This window comes from Algoriphagus marinus, assembly GCF_001936475.1.
Lineage (GTDB): Bacteria > Bacteroidota > Bacteroidia > Cytophagales > Cyclobacteriaceae > Algoriphagus > Algoriphagus marinus.
The window spans coordinates 63,436-81,070 of record NZ_MSPQ01000016.1; the positions used below are offsets into that span (position 1 = coordinate 63,436).

Annotated in this window: 18 protein-coding genes; 10 read left to right on the plus strand and 8 right to left on the minus strand. The window is 37.0% G+C overall.

What is annotated here, in order from left to right; translation table 11 throughout:
• Nucleotide 1 precedes the first annotated feature (1 nt).
• Together BVC88_RS19550 and BVC88_RS19555 are read left to right on the plus strand one after the other, a co-directional pair.
• The gene (locus BVC88_RS19550) at nt 2-1,024 is read left to right on the plus strand and encodes a hypothetical protein (RefSeq protein ID WP_075352421.1); all 1,023 of its coding nucleotides are present in this window, start codon (nt 2-4) and stop codon (nt 1,022-1,024) included.
• A 124-nt stretch (nt 1,025-1,148) separates the two neighbouring features.
• Complete coding sequence (locus tag BVC88_RS19555; protein WP_075352422.1) at nt 1,149-1,904, plus strand: hypothetical protein; 756 nt, start codon at nt 1,149-1,151, stop codon at nt 1,902-1,904.
• A 68-nt stretch (nt 1,905-1,972) separates the two neighbouring features.
• Here BVC88_RS19555 and rfbA read toward each other — a convergent pair whose 3' ends face one another.
• The gene (rfbA, locus tag BVC88_RS19560; protein ID WP_075352423.1) at nt 1,973-2,830 is read right to left on the minus strand and encodes a glucose-1-phosphate thymidylyltransferase RfbA; all 858 of its coding nucleotides are present in this window, start codon (nt 2,828-2,830) and stop codon (nt 1,973-1,975) included.
• A 139-nt stretch (nt 2,831-2,969) separates the two neighbouring features.
• On the opposite strand from rfbA, the gene BVC88_RS19565 reads away from it, so the two are divergent.
• The 7 genes from BVC88_RS19565 to BVC88_RS19595 all read left to right on the plus strand — a co-directional run bounded on the left by BVC88_RS19565 (nt 2,970) and on the right by BVC88_RS19595 (nt 9,346).
• Entirely contained in the window at nt 2,970-4,454 is a 1,485-nt protein-coding gene (locus tag BVC88_RS19565; RefSeq protein WP_075352440.1) for a glycoside hydrolase family 32 protein, read from the plus strand.
• Nucleotides 4,455-4,518: 64 nt separating this feature from the next.
• Nucleotides 4,519-4,857, plus strand: a complete 339-nt coding sequence (locus BVC88_RS19570) for a hypothetical protein (RefSeq protein ID WP_075352424.1) — start codon at nt 4,519-4,521, stop codon at nt 4,855-4,857.
• A gap of 70 nt (nt 4,858-4,927) precedes the next feature.
• Nucleotides 4,928-5,425: a hypothetical protein gene (locus BVC88_RS19575; RefSeq protein WP_075352425.1), complete on the plus strand. Its 498-nt coding sequence runs from the start codon at nt 4,928-4,930 to the stop codon at nt 5,423-5,425.
• A 146-nt stretch (nt 5,426-5,571) separates the two neighbouring features.
• Nucleotides 5,572-6,003, plus strand: coding sequence for a (4Fe-4S)-binding protein (locus tag BVC88_RS19580; RefSeq protein WP_075352426.1), 432 nt, complete (start codon nt 5,572-5,574; stop codon nt 6,001-6,003).
• Between the two features lie 6 nt (nt 6,004-6,009).
• A complete protein-coding gene (gene kefF / locus BVC88_RS19585) occupies nt 6,010-6,585 on the plus strand; it encodes a glutathione-regulated potassium-efflux system oxidoreductase KefF (protein WP_075352427.1) in 576 nt (191 codons plus the stop codon).
• 2 nt (nt 6,586-6,587) lie between these two features.
• Entirely contained in the window at nt 6,588-8,456 is a 1,869-nt protein-coding gene (locus tag BVC88_RS19590) for a monovalent cation:proton antiporter-2 (CPA2) family protein (RefSeq protein WP_089153109.1), read from the plus strand.
• A gap of 641 nt (nt 8,457-9,097) precedes the next feature.
• Nucleotides 9,098-9,346, plus strand: a complete 249-nt coding sequence (locus BVC88_RS19595; RefSeq protein WP_075352429.1) for an acyl carrier protein — start codon at nt 9,098-9,100, stop codon at nt 9,344-9,346.
• Nucleotides 9,347-9,832: 486 nt separating this feature from the next.
• On the opposite strand, the gene BVC88_RS19600 is transcribed toward BVC88_RS19595, so the two are convergent.
• Nucleotides 9,833-11,221 carry a PIG-L family deacetylase gene (locus BVC88_RS19600; RefSeq protein ID WP_075352430.1) on the minus strand — a complete coding sequence of 463 codons (1,389 nt, stop codon included), beginning with the start codon at nt 11,219-11,221 and terminating at the stop codon, nt 9,833-9,835.
• Between the two features lie 401 nt (nt 11,222-11,622).
• On the opposite strand from BVC88_RS19600, the gene BVC88_RS19605 reads away from it, so the two are divergent.
• Complete coding sequence (locus BVC88_RS19605; RefSeq protein ID WP_075352441.1) at nt 11,623-11,832, plus strand: YwbE family protein; 210 nt, start codon at nt 11,623-11,625, stop codon at nt 11,830-11,832.
• On the opposite strand, the gene BVC88_RS19610 is transcribed toward BVC88_RS19605, so the two are convergent.
• The 6 genes from BVC88_RS19610 to BVC88_RS19635 form a co-directional block, all read right to left on the minus strand.
• Entirely contained in the window at nt 11,829-12,293 is a 465-nt protein-coding gene (locus BVC88_RS19610) for a YehS family protein (RefSeq protein ID WP_075352431.1), read from the minus strand. The two genes, BVC88_RS19605 and BVC88_RS19610, sit on opposite strands and share 4 nt — an antisense overlap.
• A 108-nt stretch (nt 12,294-12,401) precedes the next feature.
• Nucleotides 12,402-13,820 (minus strand): sugar porter family MFS transporter, encoded by a 1,419-nt coding sequence (locus BVC88_RS19615; RefSeq protein ID WP_245803688.1) that lies wholly within the window; start codon nt 13,818-13,820, stop codon nt 12,402-12,404.
• A gap of 110 nt (nt 13,821-13,930) precedes the next feature.
• A complete protein-coding gene (locus BVC88_RS19620) occupies nt 13,931-15,310 on the minus strand; it encodes an MATE family efflux transporter (RefSeq protein WP_075352432.1) in 1,380 nt (459 codons plus the stop codon).
• A gap of 45 nt (nt 15,311-15,355) precedes the next feature.
• Complete coding sequence (locus BVC88_RS19625; RefSeq protein ID WP_075352433.1) at nt 15,356-16,069, minus strand: 6-phosphogluconolactonase; 714 nt, start codon at nt 16,067-16,069, stop codon at nt 15,356-15,358.
• A gap of 114 nt (nt 16,070-16,183) precedes the next feature.
• The gene (locus BVC88_RS19630) at nt 16,184-16,747 is read right to left on the minus strand and encodes a fasciclin domain-containing protein (RefSeq protein WP_075352434.1); all 564 of its coding nucleotides are present in this window, start codon (nt 16,745-16,747) and stop codon (nt 16,184-16,186) included.
• A gap of 207 nt (nt 16,748-16,954) precedes the next feature.
• Nucleotides 16,955-17,401, minus strand: coding sequence for an RrF2 family transcriptional regulator (locus BVC88_RS19635; RefSeq protein ID WP_075352435.1), 447 nt, complete (start codon nt 17,399-17,401; stop codon nt 16,955-16,957).
• Between the last annotated feature and the right edge of the window lie 234 nt (nt 17,402-17,635).

Genomic DNA, 17,635 nt, shown 5'->3' on the forward strand with positions numbered 1-17,635 from the left:
AATGGCATTGATCAGTAAGAAAAAAATCATCTATTCAATTAGCCCAGGATTACGAAGATACCTGATCAAATATTCTCGCGAGGTTGATATCCCCATTCACTATCACGAGCTCCTACGCTATACGAATTCCATCGCGCTCTATGATTCCAAAGATCAGGATACGCTTTGGGAGACTGTTTTCTACGATCAATCTGACCGGGAGGAGATTCATTTGTATGTCAAAAAAATCTATGCGCTTCTCAAGGCTGGCGGTGATATGTCCGTCATGGAGCATCTCTATGTTGACCGAATCGATCTCTGCGTATATGGAAATACCCAACCATTTCGGGTGAGAATAGTAAACCGCATCAATGATAATTTTGATTATTTCTATATCAAAAATGCGGATGCCTCCAGAGTATATGGGTTGGAGTTGGAGCACTTGCTTTCACCTAATCGCATCAGCTACCTTGTTCACAAAGACACTTTGATTGAGGAACATATCGCGGGAATACCCGGAGATAAGTTTATGCGAGTGCATATGCAGGATCCTCATCTAAATCCGATCCGATTGGCAAAAGAATTTGTGAAGTTCAACGAACGCTGCTTTGTCAGACTTTTAGGTGATATGCATTCCTCAAATTTTGTAATCGATGTGACTCCGGATTTTGAAGAGACACATTATCGAATAAGGGCGATAGATTTTGACCAACAGTCCTACGAAGGGAAAAAATCTATTTACCTGCCTCAGTATTTCAAAGAAAACAATGTTCTGATTCAATTAGGGATGAAATATATTACCCCAGAATCAATGAAACAGTATCAAAAAGAAGAACGTGCTCTAATTGCTCATCGACTTCGTTCCTCCCAAAAGGGGATTGAGGATATCTTAAGATCAATGGAACATGATAAAATTTCCCTCCCTGCCAATATCCAATCGCTTAAGATCGAACTTGCAAAACACTATGGGAATGATAAATTTTTGGAAGCTGCCAATATGGGTCAGATTCTTCGAATCAGTTTGGAGCAACTGATCAAAAAATAGAAAAAACATTTTTAGGCTAATTTTCGGCCATATTATCTAAAAATCTCACCTTAATACGCCATTTGCCTTATTTCAAGCAGGATTCCTAGCATGTACTTTTGGTTATAATTTAAACCATTTTGTTATGAAATCAACACGATTAAACTTTTGGATCGCAGCACTTTTCGCTTCAGTATTTATTTTTGGATGCGATGGAGGCTCAAATGATCCAGATCCAATTTCCCAATCTTCTAACCCCTTACCAGCTACTCCGGGAGATGCAAATGCAGTGCTAGCAGCTATCAAAGTGAAGGCAAATACCCCTGTTGCTGTTCCGGTACCAGGAATCGATATTCTAATCGATGTGGCCTCAGCAAACTTTTATTCAGGTTCAGGTGGTACAGGAAGTTTAGTAAGTGTAGGGAATGTTTCTCTCAATGATTACAACCTTACTACTGTAGGAGGTAATTCCTATATCAATAATCCTACAGACATCATGTTAAGTTTGAACTCCGGTCAAACAAACAAATGGAATGTCGCCGGCGCAAATGGCTTTGCAGCAATTAATCACACCACTGCCAAAAGAATGCCCGGCGTGGTTTCCTTTACAAATGTTGGAGAAGAAATATCTAAATCAGGCAATGTCACCTTAACTATCCAAGCTATTCCAGCAAATATTGACAATCTACTTTGGGTTATTTCGGATGGAAGTAAAATCGCCACAAAAGAAGCAAGAGCAACGTCAGTAACTTTCTCTTCAGCTGAGCTTAGTGAGTTGAAATCCACTTCAACAGGTATTGTTCAAGTTGCCGCTTACAATACAGAGGGAAAAGATTTTGGAGGCAAAAAGATCTATTTTATAAATGAAACTGTAGATTCTAAGTTTGTAAAAATCAATTAAAACGATCTGAATTTTTAAAAAAAAGGCTGAATTTTTTAAAAATTCAGCCTTTCTTATTTTTAACAGCTTTAGACTAGTTTTCTCAAATAGTCGCCATAGCCACTTTTACCTAGCTTTTCTGCAGACTTGAGTAATTTTTCTTTTCCAATAAATCCATTTCGATAGGCAATCTCTTCAATACATCCAATTTTTAAACCCTGACGCTCCTCGATTACTTCAACAAACTGGGCCGCCTGCAAAAGAGATTGATGTGTTCCTGTATCCAACCAAGCGGTACCACGGTTCAAGATAGCAACCTGAAGTTTGCCTCTTTTTAAATATTCGTTATTTACATCTGTGATTTCAAGTTCGCCTCTAGGGCTTGGTTTGATATTTTTGGCAATCTCTACGACCTCATTGTCATAGAAATACAAGCCTGGAACAGCATAGTTAGATTTTGGATTGCTCGGTTTTTCCTCAATGCTGATCGCAATTTGGTTTTCATCAAATGCAACTACACCATATCGCTCAGGATCATTCACATGATAGGCAAAAACCACTCCCCCATCTGGATTAGTGTTTTCCAAAAGTGTCTTATGTAATCCAGAACCATAGAAGATATTATCTCCGAGGATTAAAGCCACTTTTTCCTTACCAATAAAATCTTCTCCGATAATAAATGCCTGAGCCAAGCCATCGGGACTAGGTTGAACTGCATATTCAAATTGACAGCCTACCTGAGATCCATCACCAAGAAGTTTTTGAAAAGCTTCAGAATCTTCTGGCGTGGTTATAATTAAGACTTCTTTGATTCCTGCCATCATCAAAACCGAAAGCGGATAGTAAATCATCGGCTTGTCATAGACCGGCATCAATTGCTTACTAACAGAAATTGTCAAAGGATAAAGCCTCGTACCGGATCCACCGGCTAAAATAATTCCTTTCATAAAAAAACAGTATTACTAAATTTTGAAGATGCCAAAACTACAATTCCTTTGAGATATAAAAAAGAATTGAATGTTGATTAGGCTGTTTTGTAACTTTTTATTGAAATTCCAAAGAGTATATTGCGCAAAAAAAAGAGTAATGATTCCTTTAAACAGAACTTTCATCCTATTCCTTTCTTTCTTGGCTCTCAGTTGTAAACATGATAGCCCTATTGTTTTTCAAGATTCTCCAGGAGAAAAATATAGACCCGAATATCACTTCACTCCTTCCGAAGGATGGATGAATGATCCCAATGGTTTGGTTTACCTTGATGGGGAATACCACCTTTTTTACCAGTTTTATCCTGATTCCTCTGTTTGGGGTCCCATGCATTGGGGACATGCTGTTTCTAATGATCTCGTTAATTGGGAGAACTTACCTATCGCTTTAGAGCCTGATTCTTTGGGTTATATATTTTCAGGAAGTGCGGTGATCGATATAGACAATAACTCAGGATTTGGGACCGAAGAGAACCCTCCCATGGTTGCTATTTTCACCTATCACGACATGAATGGTGAGCGATCTGGTGCAAAAGATTATCAAAGCCAAGGCATTGCCTATTCAGTAGATAAAGGGAGAACATGGACTAAGTACAAGGAAAATCCAGTCCTTCTTAACCAAGGAATCAAAGATTTTCGAGACCCGAAAGTTTCGAGAATTACAGATTCAGATGGTAATCAGCTATGGATGATGACTTTAGCTGTCATGGATCGAATCCAATTCTATTCGTCTCCTGATTTGATTCATTGGAAGTATGAAAGTGAATTTGGACTGGGAATCGGAGCACATGGAGGTGTTTGGGAATGCCCTGACTTATTACCTTTCAAGACAAAATCAGGTGAAACAAAATGGGTTTTACTGGTAAGCATTAATCCTGGCGGCCCTCAAATGGGTTCTGCAACACAATATTTTATTGGAGATTTCCAAAACGGTGTCTTTACTCCCGATGATCAAATGATTCGATGGTTGGATTATGGACCTGATAATTATGCAGGAGTGACTTGGAGCAATCTTCCTCAAGAACAGGACCGAACCGTTCTAATTGGTTGGATGAGCAATTGGCTCTATGCACAATCAGTTCCAACTGAATCTTGGCGTTCAGCAATGACTATTCCCAGAGAACTAAGTCTATTTGATGTAGAAGGAACACTTTTACTGAAGTCTGCTCCTGCCAAAGAAGTGGATTTGCTACGGAAAGCTTCTTATAAGTTATCCGATAAAATTTCTGCTCTCCCTTCTCAAAGTGTAGAGATCAAAGCTGAAATTGAGAATGATTTTTCAATTCAATTCACAAATGATTTGGGTGAAAAGTTAGCGATTTTCAAAACCGGAGGCCTCGTCACCGTAGATCGTTCTTTGGCTGGTCAGAATACATTCCATCCTGATTTTGGAGCAAGCAATTCTGCACCAATGAGTTGGAATGCTTCCAAAATTCGAATATTCTTGGATGCATCATCGGTAGAAGTATTTATCAATGACGGAGAATTAGTGGTGACTTCTCTTATTTTCCCCACTGAATCCTTCAATACTATTCAGGTTTTGAATGGTGTGGAAAATGTAGAAATATTCGATTTGAAAAAATAGTAAGACGCTCCTATTGCAAATCCCATTTTAAATACCTAAAATTTGTGTAGGTAAATTCTAAACAATGAAAAAACTGCTGTCACTTTATATGATTTTGCTAAGCTGGATCATCAGTGTGACTGCAGTTTTTCTTTTTCCTGATCAATCCAAAGTTCCTACCCAGAAAACATCGATTTATACCCATTTCGATTTTAATGGTCATAGTCAAATTTCTCAGGGAATCGAGCTTATTGAAGTTCCAGATTTTAAAGTTGATCAAAAGCTATTTTGCAATTTCATTGAGGAATTAACCGTTGATTTTTCAAAAGTAGATAAATCGCTTTTTATTACATTTTTATCGATCAAAGGCAGTCCGCTCTTTGATGTCAAAAGGTTATTTATTCACTTTTTTTATCCTTGGTAGACCGAATTGTTTTTTAGGCTGATCATTCAGCAAGGCTTTTATCACAATTCATCTTAATCCTACCTTAAACATGCAATATATAGACATGACAACAGTTGCGTTGTCTTCCATTTTAATCAGTGCCTTTGTAGCACCATTCGCTTATTATTCATTCAAAAATAAAAAAGCAGAAAAATCCCTATCTCATAGTTTCCATGAGTTTGCCAAAGAATATGGTGTCAGTCCAACTGTAGTGGACAAATGGAGGAATCACTACACCATTGGCCTTGATAAAGCTGCAAAAAAACTTGTGTATTTCAGTTATGGGGATTTTCCACAGCAAGTAGTCATCAATCTGGAGGAGGTAAATAAAGTTAGCCTTCAGGAAAAATTCAGAACTGTTACGTTAGGAAATGAAAAACGAAATATTCTCGAGTTTTTAGCCCTTCAATTTCATTTCAAAGACCCGCAGCATTTGGCCAGAACGGTTGAAATCTACGATGGAGATATTTTCACAGACCAAATGGGAGAACGAGTCCTTGCCAAAAAATGGCTGGAAGTTTTAAGCCAGGAAGTAAAAACTTTATAAGACTAAGTAAGCTAATATTTTAGGTTAATTTGGTTAAAAGTGATCATTCTATGGTCACTTTTTTTTATGATTAATTTTTAAAAAGCCAAAGCAAGGTTTTCTGAAAAATGAGCATTTATGACTATACTGTATTAAAATGAAATTTTATGGAAAATAATAGCTCGATTAAAGAATATTCGAATGGGGAAGTAACCATCACTTGGGAAGCATCAAAGTGCACGCATTCAGGAAACTGTGTTAGAGGTTTACCATTTGTTTTTGACACCAAAAAAAGACCATGGATCAATGTACATGGTGCTACAACCGAAGAAATGGTCAAGCAGGTTCAGAAATGTCCAAGTGGAGCGTTGGGATACTATTTTAAAGATGAAATAGCAAAAACTGAAAGTGTAAATACCGAACAGATTGTGGAGACTATCCCAAATGGACCTCTCATGGTTTATGGAAATCTTGAGGTAAAATTACCTTCTGGGGAAATAAAGAAAATGAGCAAAGTTTCTGCCTTTTGTAGATGTGGTGGGAGTCAAAACAAACCATTCTGTGATGGGACTCATAAGAAAATAGACTTTAAAGGATAATCCCAAATGAGGAAAGTATTGGTGCTTTTTGCACATCCTAAATTTGAGCATTCTGAAGCCAATCAAGAATTGATTCGCGCGATTTCTGGATTGGAAAACATTCAAATTCAAGATCTCTATGAACTTTATCCTGATTTTGACATCAATGTCCAAAAAGAACAGGAGCTACTTTTTGAGGCCGAAGTAGTAATCTGGCAACATCCTTTTTATTGGTACTCCTGTCCTCCTTTGCTCAAGCAATGGATTGATCTCGTCTTAGAGTTTGGATGGGCGTATGGGCCAGGAGGAGTTTATTTAAAAAATAAATTTATCCTGAATGCAATTACCTCCGGAGGATCCCAAGAAACTTATAGCCCACAAGGAAGAAATGTCTTTACAATTTCTGAACTTTTGAGACCTTTTGAACAAACTGCAAAACTTTGCGGAATGAACTACCTCCCCTATTTTCAAATCGGAGGAACTCATCGAATCACCTCTGAAGAGCTCAAACAAAAAGCACAGGCCTATCGTCATTTAATCCTATACCTACGAGACAGCGGAATAATTGATCCACAAGAAATTTTAGCCCTTACTAAATCTTAATTATGGAAGGATTTTTACCTCAGGCGATTATTTACATTTTAGCAGCGATTATATGTGTGCCGATCGCAAAAAGATTGGGTATGGGCTCTGTTTTAGGCTATTTGATTGCTGGAATAGTCATTGGACCATATCTGTTGGGATTTTTGGAAGAAGGTGAGGACATCATGCACAAAGCTGAATTTGGGGTAGTGATGATGCTTTTCTTGATCGGGCTAGAACTCGAGCCCAAAAACCTCTGGAAGATGAAAGAACTGATTCTCCGAGTAGGACTAAGTCAAGTTCTTATTACTGCATTGCTAATTTTCTTTATAGGGATAGGATTGGGTTTCAGCTGGCAAATTTCGCTGGCGGTAGGATTGTCCATGGCTTTGTCTTCCACGGCTATCGTCTTGCAATCGTTGAAAGAAAAAAATCAAATGGAAAGTCAAGTTGGCAAACTTTCCTTTGGAGTGCTTTTGATGCAGGATATTGCAGTGATTCCGATTTTGGCAATCTTACCATTATTGGTCGTTGCAGGATCCATGGCTCCCGGTGAAATGGAATCCCATGGGTTGATCGATAGCTTTCCGGGTTGGTTGCAAACCTTATTTATTTTTGGAGCCATCGGCGTAGTCGTCCTATTGGGCAGATATGGATTTGGACCGATTTTAAATTGGGTATCCAAAACCAAACTTCGTGAACTCTTCACAGCTTCTGCTCTTCTGATTGTTGTAGGCATCACATTTTTAATGGAGTTAGTAGGGTTGAGTCCAGCTTTAGGAACATTCTTAGCTGGGGTGATTTTGGCAAACAGTCCTTATAAACACGCTTTAGAATCTGATTTGGACCCCTTCAAAGGACTCTTATTAGGGTTATTCTTTATGGCAGTTGGCGCTACTATCAACTTTAATTTGATAGCTAATAACGCCGCAGTGATTCTTTCTGCCACAATGGGAATACTACTTCTCAAGACCTTGATTCTGTTGATTATTGGTCGAGCGAAAAAATTAAAACTTGGAGAGAATTTGAGCTTTGCTATCGGTCTTTCTCAAGTTGGTGAATTCTCCTTTGTTACTTATGCCTTTGCAAACCAACTCGGAATTATTGATCAACAAAATTCGGATATGTTGATGGCAATTACTGCTCTGAGTATGACTATTACTCCTATTTTAATAGTGATAATGGACAAAGCAATCCTGCCAAAACTATCAACAGTAAAGAAATCAGATCGGAAAATGGATGAGATTGATCAAAAACACAAAGTGATTTTACTGGGATTTTCTCATTTCGGATCCACGTTGGGAAGATTCTTAAGAGCAAATGGAATAGAAGCGACTGTTTTGGATTATGATCCAGATCGCGTCGATTTTCTTCGAAAAATGGGATTCAAAGTATATTATGGAGATGCTACCCGGATAGATTTGCTTCAGGCAGCTGGCGCAGGAGATGCAGATATTTTAATTTCTGCGATCAAAGACCCTGAAACTAATTTTAAGCTTGCCCAACTATGCAAGGAAAATTTTCCTAATCTGGAAGTCATGATACGGGCAAAAAATAGAACTGATGCCTATGAATTAATGGAAATGGGAATAAAGAACATCTATCGTGATCACTTGGATACTTCTATTAGGATGGGGGAAGATGCTTTGAAAAAGTTAGGATTTAGGGCACATACCATTCACCGGCTAGCTAAAAACTTTCGGGAATATGATGAATCAGCTTTAGAGATTTTGGTGAAATACAAAAACGACGAAAAAAAGTATATCTCTGCAGTGAAATTGCAAATAGAACAACAAGAGGCACTTTTATCCGGAGAACTCAGTCGGAAATTCTCCTTAAACGATCATGCATGGGATAGTGAGCCTATGAAAGAATCTGCGAAGGAAAAATAATTTTTTAAATATGCCCTCCTACTACCTGAAGCTAAAAACTGTACCACCATTTAGGTACGCTGAAGGTGAGAATCTATGAAAAAGCCTACTTTTTACTTTGTAATCAATCCTTTATTTTATCATTTGAAAAAGGATATAATAAATAAAACCTTCTGATTTTTTCAAATCTGAAACTGTGATCATTGTTACAGGTTTCCTATTTGTCGCAGTTTTAATTTTGCTTTTCAAAACCTTTAAGACCACAATTATCGTATTATCTGTCGTTCCTCTGGTATTCCCGTTGCTTTGGCCGCACTTTGGATTACAGGGAACTCTTTATCCTTTGTCGCAATTATTCGTCTGATCACTGGCAGAGATTGAGGTAAAGACTTCAATTCTATTGGTGGATTTTACAAATCAGCTTCTATTGGATGGAAAAGTTTATGATGAATCCATCAAGGATACTTGAGATGCTCGGTTTCTACAGATTGTGCTGACAACAGTGACTGCAATCGGTGGACTTATTCCGAACGTAATTTCAACTAATCCACGGATTTATCTACCGGAAATTAAATTGATCAGATGGCTGATCAGATCTACATTATTATTGAGAGTTATCACACAAGTGATGTATAGAATGTTACCAAAAATATTATAAAACTATGAACCAACAATTTACTACCTTAAAAAAAGCGGTTGAAGTTTTTCACACTTATGGAATCACTTTGGCCGGGGCTCGTAAAAACGACCATTTTATTACCAATTTGAATATGGATCCAATTTTTATCAATGGTTTGATATTCGAACTAGAGTATCAACTTCAGGTATTTATTCAGGAGGAAAAAATTTGCAGTGCCAAGACTCCGAAGGAATTGATTGCATTGCTGCTTCAAATTCCTCAGGATAATTAAAAAACCACAATATTGAATTTAGGAAAGGCTATTTCTGGATTAGAATAGCCTTTTCTTTTTAATAATGGTTAGTTACGGTTGCTCTAAGGGAATTAAATCTGAATTTACACTTGCCAAGTGTTCAAAACCTTTTTTCTGTAATCTCAAATTAATAACAAGACATTTAAATTTTATTGGTCATCATCGAACTCTGCAATAATTCCGAAATTTCTGAAAGTAGATAAAAAATTATTATAAAGATTGATATTTAAGAAACAGGTCAACTAATCAAGGTCGACTGCTTCCATTTAAGTTCGAAAGTGATGTATTACCTGAAATTAAATTGAATCAAATAAACAGTCTTTTATTCTAATAATGTTACGTCAATTTTAAATTGTACAGTATATTTATCATTTTTTTTCAGATATGATATAAAAATTAAATCATAAAATCTGTTTTTGCAAAATAACTTATGGTAGACAAATCATTTTAAGTTAGAGAATATTATTATGGGACAATGCTTTTACCCATTAGTAGTTCCGTCAAATGACTTTCATCATATAAGTCATTAATCGGAACCACAAAAAACAATTCATTGCTTCTAATCCCTCTTCTAAAATAACTATTGTCTTGACCTTTTATATAGGCCTTAAAATTCTCATAAGATAATTTCAGCAATTTATCCCAAAACCTCCATTCGGTATCTGGCCTCAAATCATTCATAGCGTCCAAAGCTAATACCTTCTCCATTTGTTCTTCTTGTGTTAGCGGATGGGAATAAACAGAATTGAAGTGATAGCCATCAATAAAATTCGGCGGAAGAGATACAGTACCTCCAGCATTACCGAAAGGGAAAAATTCTGAACCTAAATTATGATTCGCATAGAAGAACAATTCTCCATTTTTATAATTCATTTTTTTCAAAGCCTGAATAACCCCTATGGTGGAAAATTGATGATCAGAATGGTTATCCATATGAGGATGAGGCAAAACAATAATATCTGGTTTATACGATTTAAGAACGAATTCGAGATTTTCAATCATTGAATCCCAATTTGAAGAACCTTTCAACGAATCTTTTAAATTAGAAATATTGAAATTTCTAAAAGTCCCAATGAAATCAGTACCCAAAGTTTGAGAAATAACATTTATCGGATTTTCATCATGCATTTGTTTGATAGTACCATCAAAATATCCAAGATTAATGATATTGTTTTGATTTAATCCAGAATGTAAAGGGACTGATATGCTGTTAATCGTCCTAATCTGGCCCTTTTTCAGAAAATGCCTAAGGGAATCAGAAAATAATTCATCATAGTGCATAGGACCATTTTCTCCTGCTGTTAAGGTTAGAACAAATGAATTAGGAAATTTACTATATAATCCAAAAGCAGAGATTTCCGCATCATCTGGATGTGGAGAAATCACCATGATTTTAGATCCACTATGAATGGAATTGGAAAAATAGATGAGTTCGACACTGGGCTCCAGGATTTCCAGATATTTATTTACCAATTCAATCTCCAATGTCTCTTCTAACAATAATGAACTGATATTCAAATACCGGTTACCTGAACCACCATATTCAAAGAAATCAAGTACACTTTGATTTTTGGATTTAATTTCAATATGTGGATAAAAGAAATTTCCTAAGAAGGTGGATTTTATCTTTACTTTCAAAAAAACCGTTTTATCTCTTCCTAAATTTTTTGGAAGAATTAATTTACCGTTACTTAATTCCAATTTTACTGAATTGGCATTATCGAATGTATAGTGATAATCTTGAGAAGGGTTGTAATCAATGGTTTCACTTCTTTTGATTTTCATCAAAAGAATAAATGAAATTGAAACCAGTAGGACTAAACTAGCTAATCCAAAAACAAGTTTTACTTTCATAGAATATTGATTTCAAGATTTTTATATAGTAAATGAAGAAATTAAAATCTAAAATACGCTTAATAAAGCCATGAAAAATTGATTATTATCATTGTAATCAGTTATTAAATTTTTTATAAAAAAAATTCAAAAAAATTATGATGCATATCTGATTATGTTCTATGGTAATTATTTATGTTCTATGGTAATTATATCAATGAATTAATCACAGATTTATCCCTTAGCAAAATCTTATTTCATTCTTTTTTCAAAAACCTAAGAATCTTCAGATCAAAAACCTCCTAAAAACATTTGGAAGGTCTACTTCTAGATTAGAAAGACTTCTAGCTTCCTAAGAAGAAAAGTGTTTTTTTTGAAAAACTCAAATCTCAATTAGGTTGCTATCTGTAATCAAAGTAAGAATGGAACAAAAAAACCTCCCAGGCAGTATTCATGCAAATATTCAAATTGGCTCCGAAGTGACTATTGTTCAAAAACATCACCAACGCTCCGGAGAATTAACTGAAGGAACCGTAAAGAGGATACTTACTAGCTCTCCAAACCATCATCATGGAATCAAAGTGATGCTCGAAACCGGAGAAGTCGGGAGAGTCAAAGAAGTAATTCTTTAATCTTCGGTTCGATAGCGCTTTTGAAGTCCTCGCAGAAAATTTCGAAGAATCTGATCTTTACATGGTCGGTATTGGGCTTGCGTAGGATTCCGAAAAAATGCACTCAACTCATGTGGACTTATATGCATTCCTACAGAAGATAAAATTTCCAGCACATCATCTTCTTTTAAATTAAGAGCGATACGCAGTTTTCGGAAAATAATATTGTTAGTCAATGTTTTCTCAGGCTTAGGCTCCTCCCCTTCTTTTTTACCTCTCTTTTCGATTATAAAACCATTCAAAAAAATCGCAAGATCTTTATCAATAATAGCCTCAAAAAATGGTTCATCTTCTCTTTTCAGCCAATTCGCAACTTGCTCTCTTTTCACTTCCAAACCACCTGCTTTAAACATTTCGACCATTTTTGGGTCTTTGAAATTAAAAATATAGCGTATGGTTCGTATAATATCTGAGTTATTCATAATTGCCTAATGCAAGTTTTTTTCAAAGGTAAGGATCAAAAAGGAATTGTCAGGCAAGATAAAGCCTACTGGAAGAATTCTACTTACAATATGACTCGAGAGACTAAATCAACTCAGCTCTTTTTCCAACTGCTCCAAGGATTTGCCTTTTGTTTCGGGCAAAATAAAATAAATGATCACAAACCCGGCAAAACAAATTAGCCCATAAAGCCAAAAATTATTTGCCCAGCCCAAATTCGCTTTGATAGCCGGAAAGGAATAAGTCAAAGTAAAATTACCTATCCAATGAGCTAAAGCACCAATTGATATGGCAGCACCTCGAATTCGCGTGGGAAAAATCTCTGATAAAACTACCCATAGTAAGGGCGCCAAGGTGAAGGAATAGAACATAACATTGGTCAAAACTAACAACACAATGACCCAACCTCCCTGATCTACTAGAAATGAATATCCAATCAAAGCATACAAAATGGTCATAGCTCCGGTGCCAATCAGTAACAGCTTCTTTCTTCCAAAGCGATCTACTGTGAATAAGGTAATAAATACCGAAAGAACCATTACCCCGCCAATCACGACGATATTGAGCATCATCTGCTTGAGGTTATACCCTGCTGCCTGAAAGATATCAGCAGCATAATAGATCACCACATTCAAACCGGACCATTGCTGCAAAAAAGCTAGAAAAATTCCAATTCCGATCAGTTTGGGAACAGGCCTTCGAAGCAAATCCCGGAAATTGACTTTTCCCAAATCACCTGAGACAAGGGTAGAATGTATCTCATTTATGGATTCATTGGCATAGTGTTTTCCCCCAATCCGTTCTAATACGGCTCTTGCCTTTTCTTCCTCTTTATTTTTCACCAGCCATCTGGCACTCTCAGGAACCAAAAACATCAAAATAAAAAATAGTAGTGCTGGAACAATCTCAGCTCCAAACATCCAGCGCCAACCATATTGTCCAGACCAACTTTGGGCTATCATTTCAAAACTAGCAGTATCGGCTAATTCAGTATCCAAAAGGGAAATTTGCCAATTGGTAATCTGCGCCAAAAGAACTCCAATCATTACCAAGAGCTGATTGATTGTGACAAACATCCCACGTTTTTCAGGAGGAGAAATCTCTGCAATATAAAGCGGCGAAAGATTCAATGCTATTCCCATTGCAACTCCTCCGACTATCCGATATAGGTTAAAAACCCAAAAACTTTCTGCTAAAGCGGTCCCTAATGCTGAAAGAGAAAATAGAAAACCGGAAAAAATCAGGAGCCGCTTTCTACCCAACTTATCGCTCAGCACAATACATAGTATCGCACCTACCATGCATCCTACCAAAGCTGAACTCGTTCCCCAGCCTTGATCTGCTGCAGAAGTAATTCCAAAATATGGCTCATAAAAAGGCTTTGCTCCGCCGATCACTACCCAATCAAACCCAAAAAGAAAGCCTCCCAAAGCGGCAGTTAAACTGATCAGCCAGATGTAAGTTTGGTTGTATTGGGTCTTAATTTGGGTGTTGTTCTGCTTTTCCAAACGTTAATTTAAAGGATCTGGGAAAAATAACATAGTCCTAAAATCAACTCATTAAAACCCTCAACTATCCTTTACTATCGGCAAGATTTGGGATTAAATCTATTTGGAAACTAAACCTTCATTGTTTTCCATTTACCCTTACGGAAAAAATATAGCGTCACCAAAGAGTGGAATGAATGGCTAAATGCAATAGCTATAAAAATCCCCAAATACTCCAGTCCAAAAGGAAATGCTAAAATATAAGCAAGTGGAATTTCCATAAACCAAAGCACTCCGATATTAATCCAAGCTGGGGTTTTGGTATCACCTGCACCATTAAAAGCCTGAGTCAAAACCATCCCAATCGCAAAAAAAACATAACCCAAAGCAATTACCCAAAGACCCTGTGCAGCAATATCTCGAATCTCGGGTATATCAGTGAAAAATCCAGCTAACTGCTTTGAGAAAATCAGGTAAATACCAGTTACAGAAGCCATAAAAATCACAGTATAACGGGTGGTGAGCCAAACAGCGGTATTTGCTCGTTCCGGTTGATTCGCCCCAAGATTCTGGCCTACTAAAGTTGCTGCGGCACCGGATAAACCCCAAGCTGGTAAAATGGTAAATATCAATATCCTAAAAGCAATGGTATAACCTGCCAAAGCGGTGGATCCAAATTCTGCATTCATTCGAGTCAATGCAATCCAGGAAACAGAATCTATGAGGAATTGTCCCATACCGCCTATAGATATATTCAAAATTTTCAGGATGATTTGCCAACTGATTTCTATGTTTTGGCGAAGGATCTTGAGTCTATGTTTACCGTTGAAAAGGTGATACAATTGATATAAAACGCCAATACTTCTACCAAGGGTCGTAGCAACAGCAGCACCTTCCAACCCCAATCCTGCCCAATTCCCCATTCCAAAAATCAGTAATGGATCCAGAATTATATTCAGACCGTTTGCAATCCAAAGTGATCGCATGGCATGATGAGCCTGACCCGCTCCTCTGAATGCCCCATTGATCAGAAATAGTAACATGATGGCAGTATTACCTGCAAAAATAATTCGGGAATAAACCACTCCCGAAGCAACAACCGCTGGTTCCGCCCCCATCAATCCCAAAATATCAGCCGCGAAGATCCAACCTAAAACCCCTAGAATAACGGAAATAGTCCCTCCTACCATCAGTAATTGAAAAGCAACAGAGCCAGCCTCCCCGTATTCCTTCTCTCCAAATCTTCGCGAAATCAATGCAGTAGCAGCCATGCTGATCCCAAATCCTACCGCATACACCAATACCACCACAGACTCTGTGAGACCCACTGTGGCAATGGCATCCGAACCAAGTTTTGCTACAAAGAAAATATCCACTACCGCAAAAAGAGACTCCATCATCATCTCCAAAATCATCGGGATGGCAAGAATTACAATAGCAGTTTTTAGGGAAAGTTTAGTGAAATCCTGCTCCTTGCCAAGAATAGCATCTTTTATAAGTTGAAAAGTCATGGATAGGGATTTGTAAGCTAATATTGAGTTGGCTTTTCTAAATTTTTATTTCATTGATGCTTCATCAATAATCACGTGGGTATTCGGATGAAGCCAAAGCATCGAAACCGGAAGCTGACTGGTAATTTCTTTGGTGACAAATTTTTCCAATGCTGGTTTTTTCCCTTTTCCCGTAAAAAAAACTATGATTTTCTTTGATTCAAAGATATTCCCCATGCCCATGGTCATTCCTTCAGAAAGTGGAACTCCAACTTTTTCTATCATTCCGCTGCTAAGAGTAGTCTCGCTAAGTTTGGCAACATGACAGTACGTTTGAAGATGGTCTGCGGGCTCATTCAAAGCCAAATGGCCATTGATTCCAACACCCAAAATGCAAATATCAATCGGGCCTAAATCCTCCAATTCATCCTGAATTCGATCACATTCCTTTTGGGGGTCATTCGTATGAGCATCAAAAGCGATATATCGATCAGCACCAATTCCCAACTTTTTCACTAATTTTTCCTGTACATCATGTTCCGAAGTGAAAGGAGAATCTACTGGCAGCCCTACCCATTCATCCAATTTGATGACTCGCATCCAATCAAAAAACCCATGTGATTCTTCATGCTTTTGAACCATTCGCTGATACAGACCCGAAGGAGAATTCCCACTTGCAGCACAAAAAAGTAAATCAGGATTATTCTCAACTTCGCCAAGAACCAACTCAGCTCCGAGTTGGCTCATCTCTTCATAATTTTTACAATAGTGTAGGTTCATAGTAATCCAGTTAATTCAAGTAATGTAGGAGATATTAAATAAAAATTATATAAACGTAAAAAAACCGGAAAAATATTCCGGTTTTTTAATAACTAAGAAACCATTTGCAATTTATTATTCAGGAATTAATACGGCATCTATAACGTGAATTATTCCATTTGAGGCCTTTACGGATCCGAGGATTTTAGCTCCATTTACAGTAATAGTACCGTCTGCAGATTTCGCCATTTTTATGTTTCTCCCATCAGCAGTTCCTATGGATTGACCATCCATGAAGCTGTCGGCATTATAGACACCAAGTAATACATGGTATTCAAGGATATCACGGAGTGCTCGTTGATTCTCAGCCTTTACTAGATTTTCTACTGTGCCTGCTGGAAGTTTGTCAAAAGCAGCGTTTGTAGGAGCAAAAACTGTGAAGGGACCAACATTGGTCAAAGCATCCACATACTCAGCGGCTTGAAGAGCAGCAACCAATGTGCCATGATCAGGAGAACCAACTGCCACTTGGACAACATTGGGATTGGAGGTGTTATCTACCACGCCAGATTGCCCTGCCCCTAGATTTTTAGCAGTACTGACGCTAGTGGATTCATTTGAAGATTCACCTGAGCCACAGGCAAAATTTGTGCAGATAATAAGGCTTACAAGGAAGCCCAGGATTTTAAACCGTTTCATAGTGATGGGGTTAATGATTTCCTCAAAAATAATAAAGGAGTTATTTATCCTTTATGATTAAAGTCATTTATCCGACTGATAAAAAAATGATTTAATTGTCTAAAGTGGGGTTATCCTCAGACAAAAGAAAAAACCAAATTTTAAATTAAATTTTAAAGATTAGTGCTTCTACTTTCCTCTCTTTTTTAAAAAAATAAGCTATTTAAATTAAAATTTAAGCTCTCTTTGCAGAATTGTTTCGCCTTCTTCCACTTCTTTTCCAAACTCTTTAATTGTTTTAGATTCAAGCATATTGATCGTCTCTTCTCTTACTAATTTAATTTGATTGTGCAAAGGACAAGGGTTTAAATCAGAACAAGTAGGAAGACCAAGAGCACATCCTTTAATTATAGAGGGCCCATCAATTGCTACCAAAATATTTTTAAGGGTCTTATTGGAGTGGTAGTCATCCAAGAAAAACCCCCCTCCCGGCCCTTTATTTGAGCCAATAATATGCTCTTTTACAAGTGTTTGTAATATTTTTGCAATAAATGCTTTAGGAGCGTCAATCCCTTGACATATTTCTACAGCTCCAGGCTTTTCCCCCAAATTAGATTTTGTTTGAATAAAAATCACTGCCTTTATAGCGTATTGAAGAGACTTTGAGAATAACATATGCTTTAAATAGGACTCAAAAAATGCAATAAAAGGACTAAAAATCCCAATAGTATTTGATCAAAGGAAAAACTTGTTTTTAAATATATGGAAATAGGAAAAAAAAATTTTGAAGATTTAATCAATGAGTATTTTTGAAAATTTTATTTTTTTTTATTCGAGGTAGTTTGCCACTTCCTCTTCAATATTATCCCCACTCCTGATTCTAATATTGAGAAATTTTGCTTTGAATCA

Bases quoted from the DNA above. Each gene is read 5' to 3' on its own strand.
- BVC88_RS19555 (WP_075352422.1), top strand. From the start codon at position 1,149: ATGAAATCAACACGATTAAACTTTTGGATCGCAGCACTTTTCGCTTCA.
- BVC88_RS19610 (WP_075352431.1), bottom strand. From the start codon at position 12,293: ATGAATAACTCAGATATTATACGAACCATACGCTATATTTTTAATTTC.
- BVC88_RS19605 (WP_075352441.1), top strand. From the start codon at position 11,623: ATGGAACAAAAAAACCTCCCAGGCAGTATTCATGCAAATATTCAAATT.
- BVC88_RS19625 (WP_075352433.1), bottom strand. From the start codon at position 16,069: ATGAACCTACACTATTGTAAAAATTATGAAGAGATGAGCCAACTCGGA.
- BVC88_RS19550 (WP_075352421.1), top strand. From the start codon at position 2: ATGGCATTGATCAGTAAGAAAAAAATCATCTATTCAATTAGCCCAGGA.
- rfbA (WP_075352423.1), bottom strand. From the start codon at position 2,830: ATGAAAGGAATTATTTTAGCCGGTGGATCCGGTACGAGGCTTTATCCT.
- BVC88_RS19635 (WP_075352435.1), bottom strand. From the start codon at position 17,401: ATGTTATTCTCAAAGTCTCTTCAATACGCTATAAAGGCAGTGATTTTT.
- kefF (WP_075352427.1), top strand. From the start codon at position 6,010: ATGAGGAAAGTATTGGTGCTTTTTGCACATCCTAAATTTGAGCATTCT.
- BVC88_RS19630 (WP_075352434.1), bottom strand. From the start codon at position 16,747: ATGAAACGGTTTAAAATCCTGGGCTTCCTTGTAAGCCTTATTATCTGC.
- BVC88_RS19570 (WP_075352424.1), top strand. From the start codon at position 4,519: ATGAAAAAACTGCTGTCACTTTATATGATTTTGCTAAGCTGGATCATC.
- BVC88_RS19590 (WP_089153109.1), top strand. From the start codon at position 6,588: ATGGAAGGATTTTTACCTCAGGCGATTATTTACATTTTAGCAGCGATT.
- BVC88_RS19600 (WP_075352430.1), bottom strand. From the start codon at position 11,221: ATGAAAGTAAAACTTGTTTTTGGATTAGCTAGTTTAGTCCTACTGGTT.
- BVC88_RS19595 (WP_075352429.1), top strand. From the start codon at position 9,098: ATGAACCAACAATTTACTACCTTAAAAAAAGCGGTTGAAGTTTTTCAC.
- BVC88_RS19580 (WP_075352426.1), top strand. From the start codon at position 5,572: ATGGAAAATAATAGCTCGATTAAAGAATATTCGAATGGGGAAGTAACC.
- BVC88_RS19620 (WP_075352432.1), bottom strand. From the start codon at position 15,310: ATGACTTTTCAACTTATAAAAGATGCTATTCTTGGCAAGGAGCAGGAT.
- BVC88_RS19565 (WP_075352440.1), top strand. From the start codon at position 2,970: ATGATTCCTTTAAACAGAACTTTCATCCTATTCCTTTCTTTCTTGGCT.
- BVC88_RS19575 (WP_075352425.1), top strand. From the start codon at position 4,928: ATGCAATATATAGACATGACAACAGTTGCGTTGTCTTCCATTTTAATC.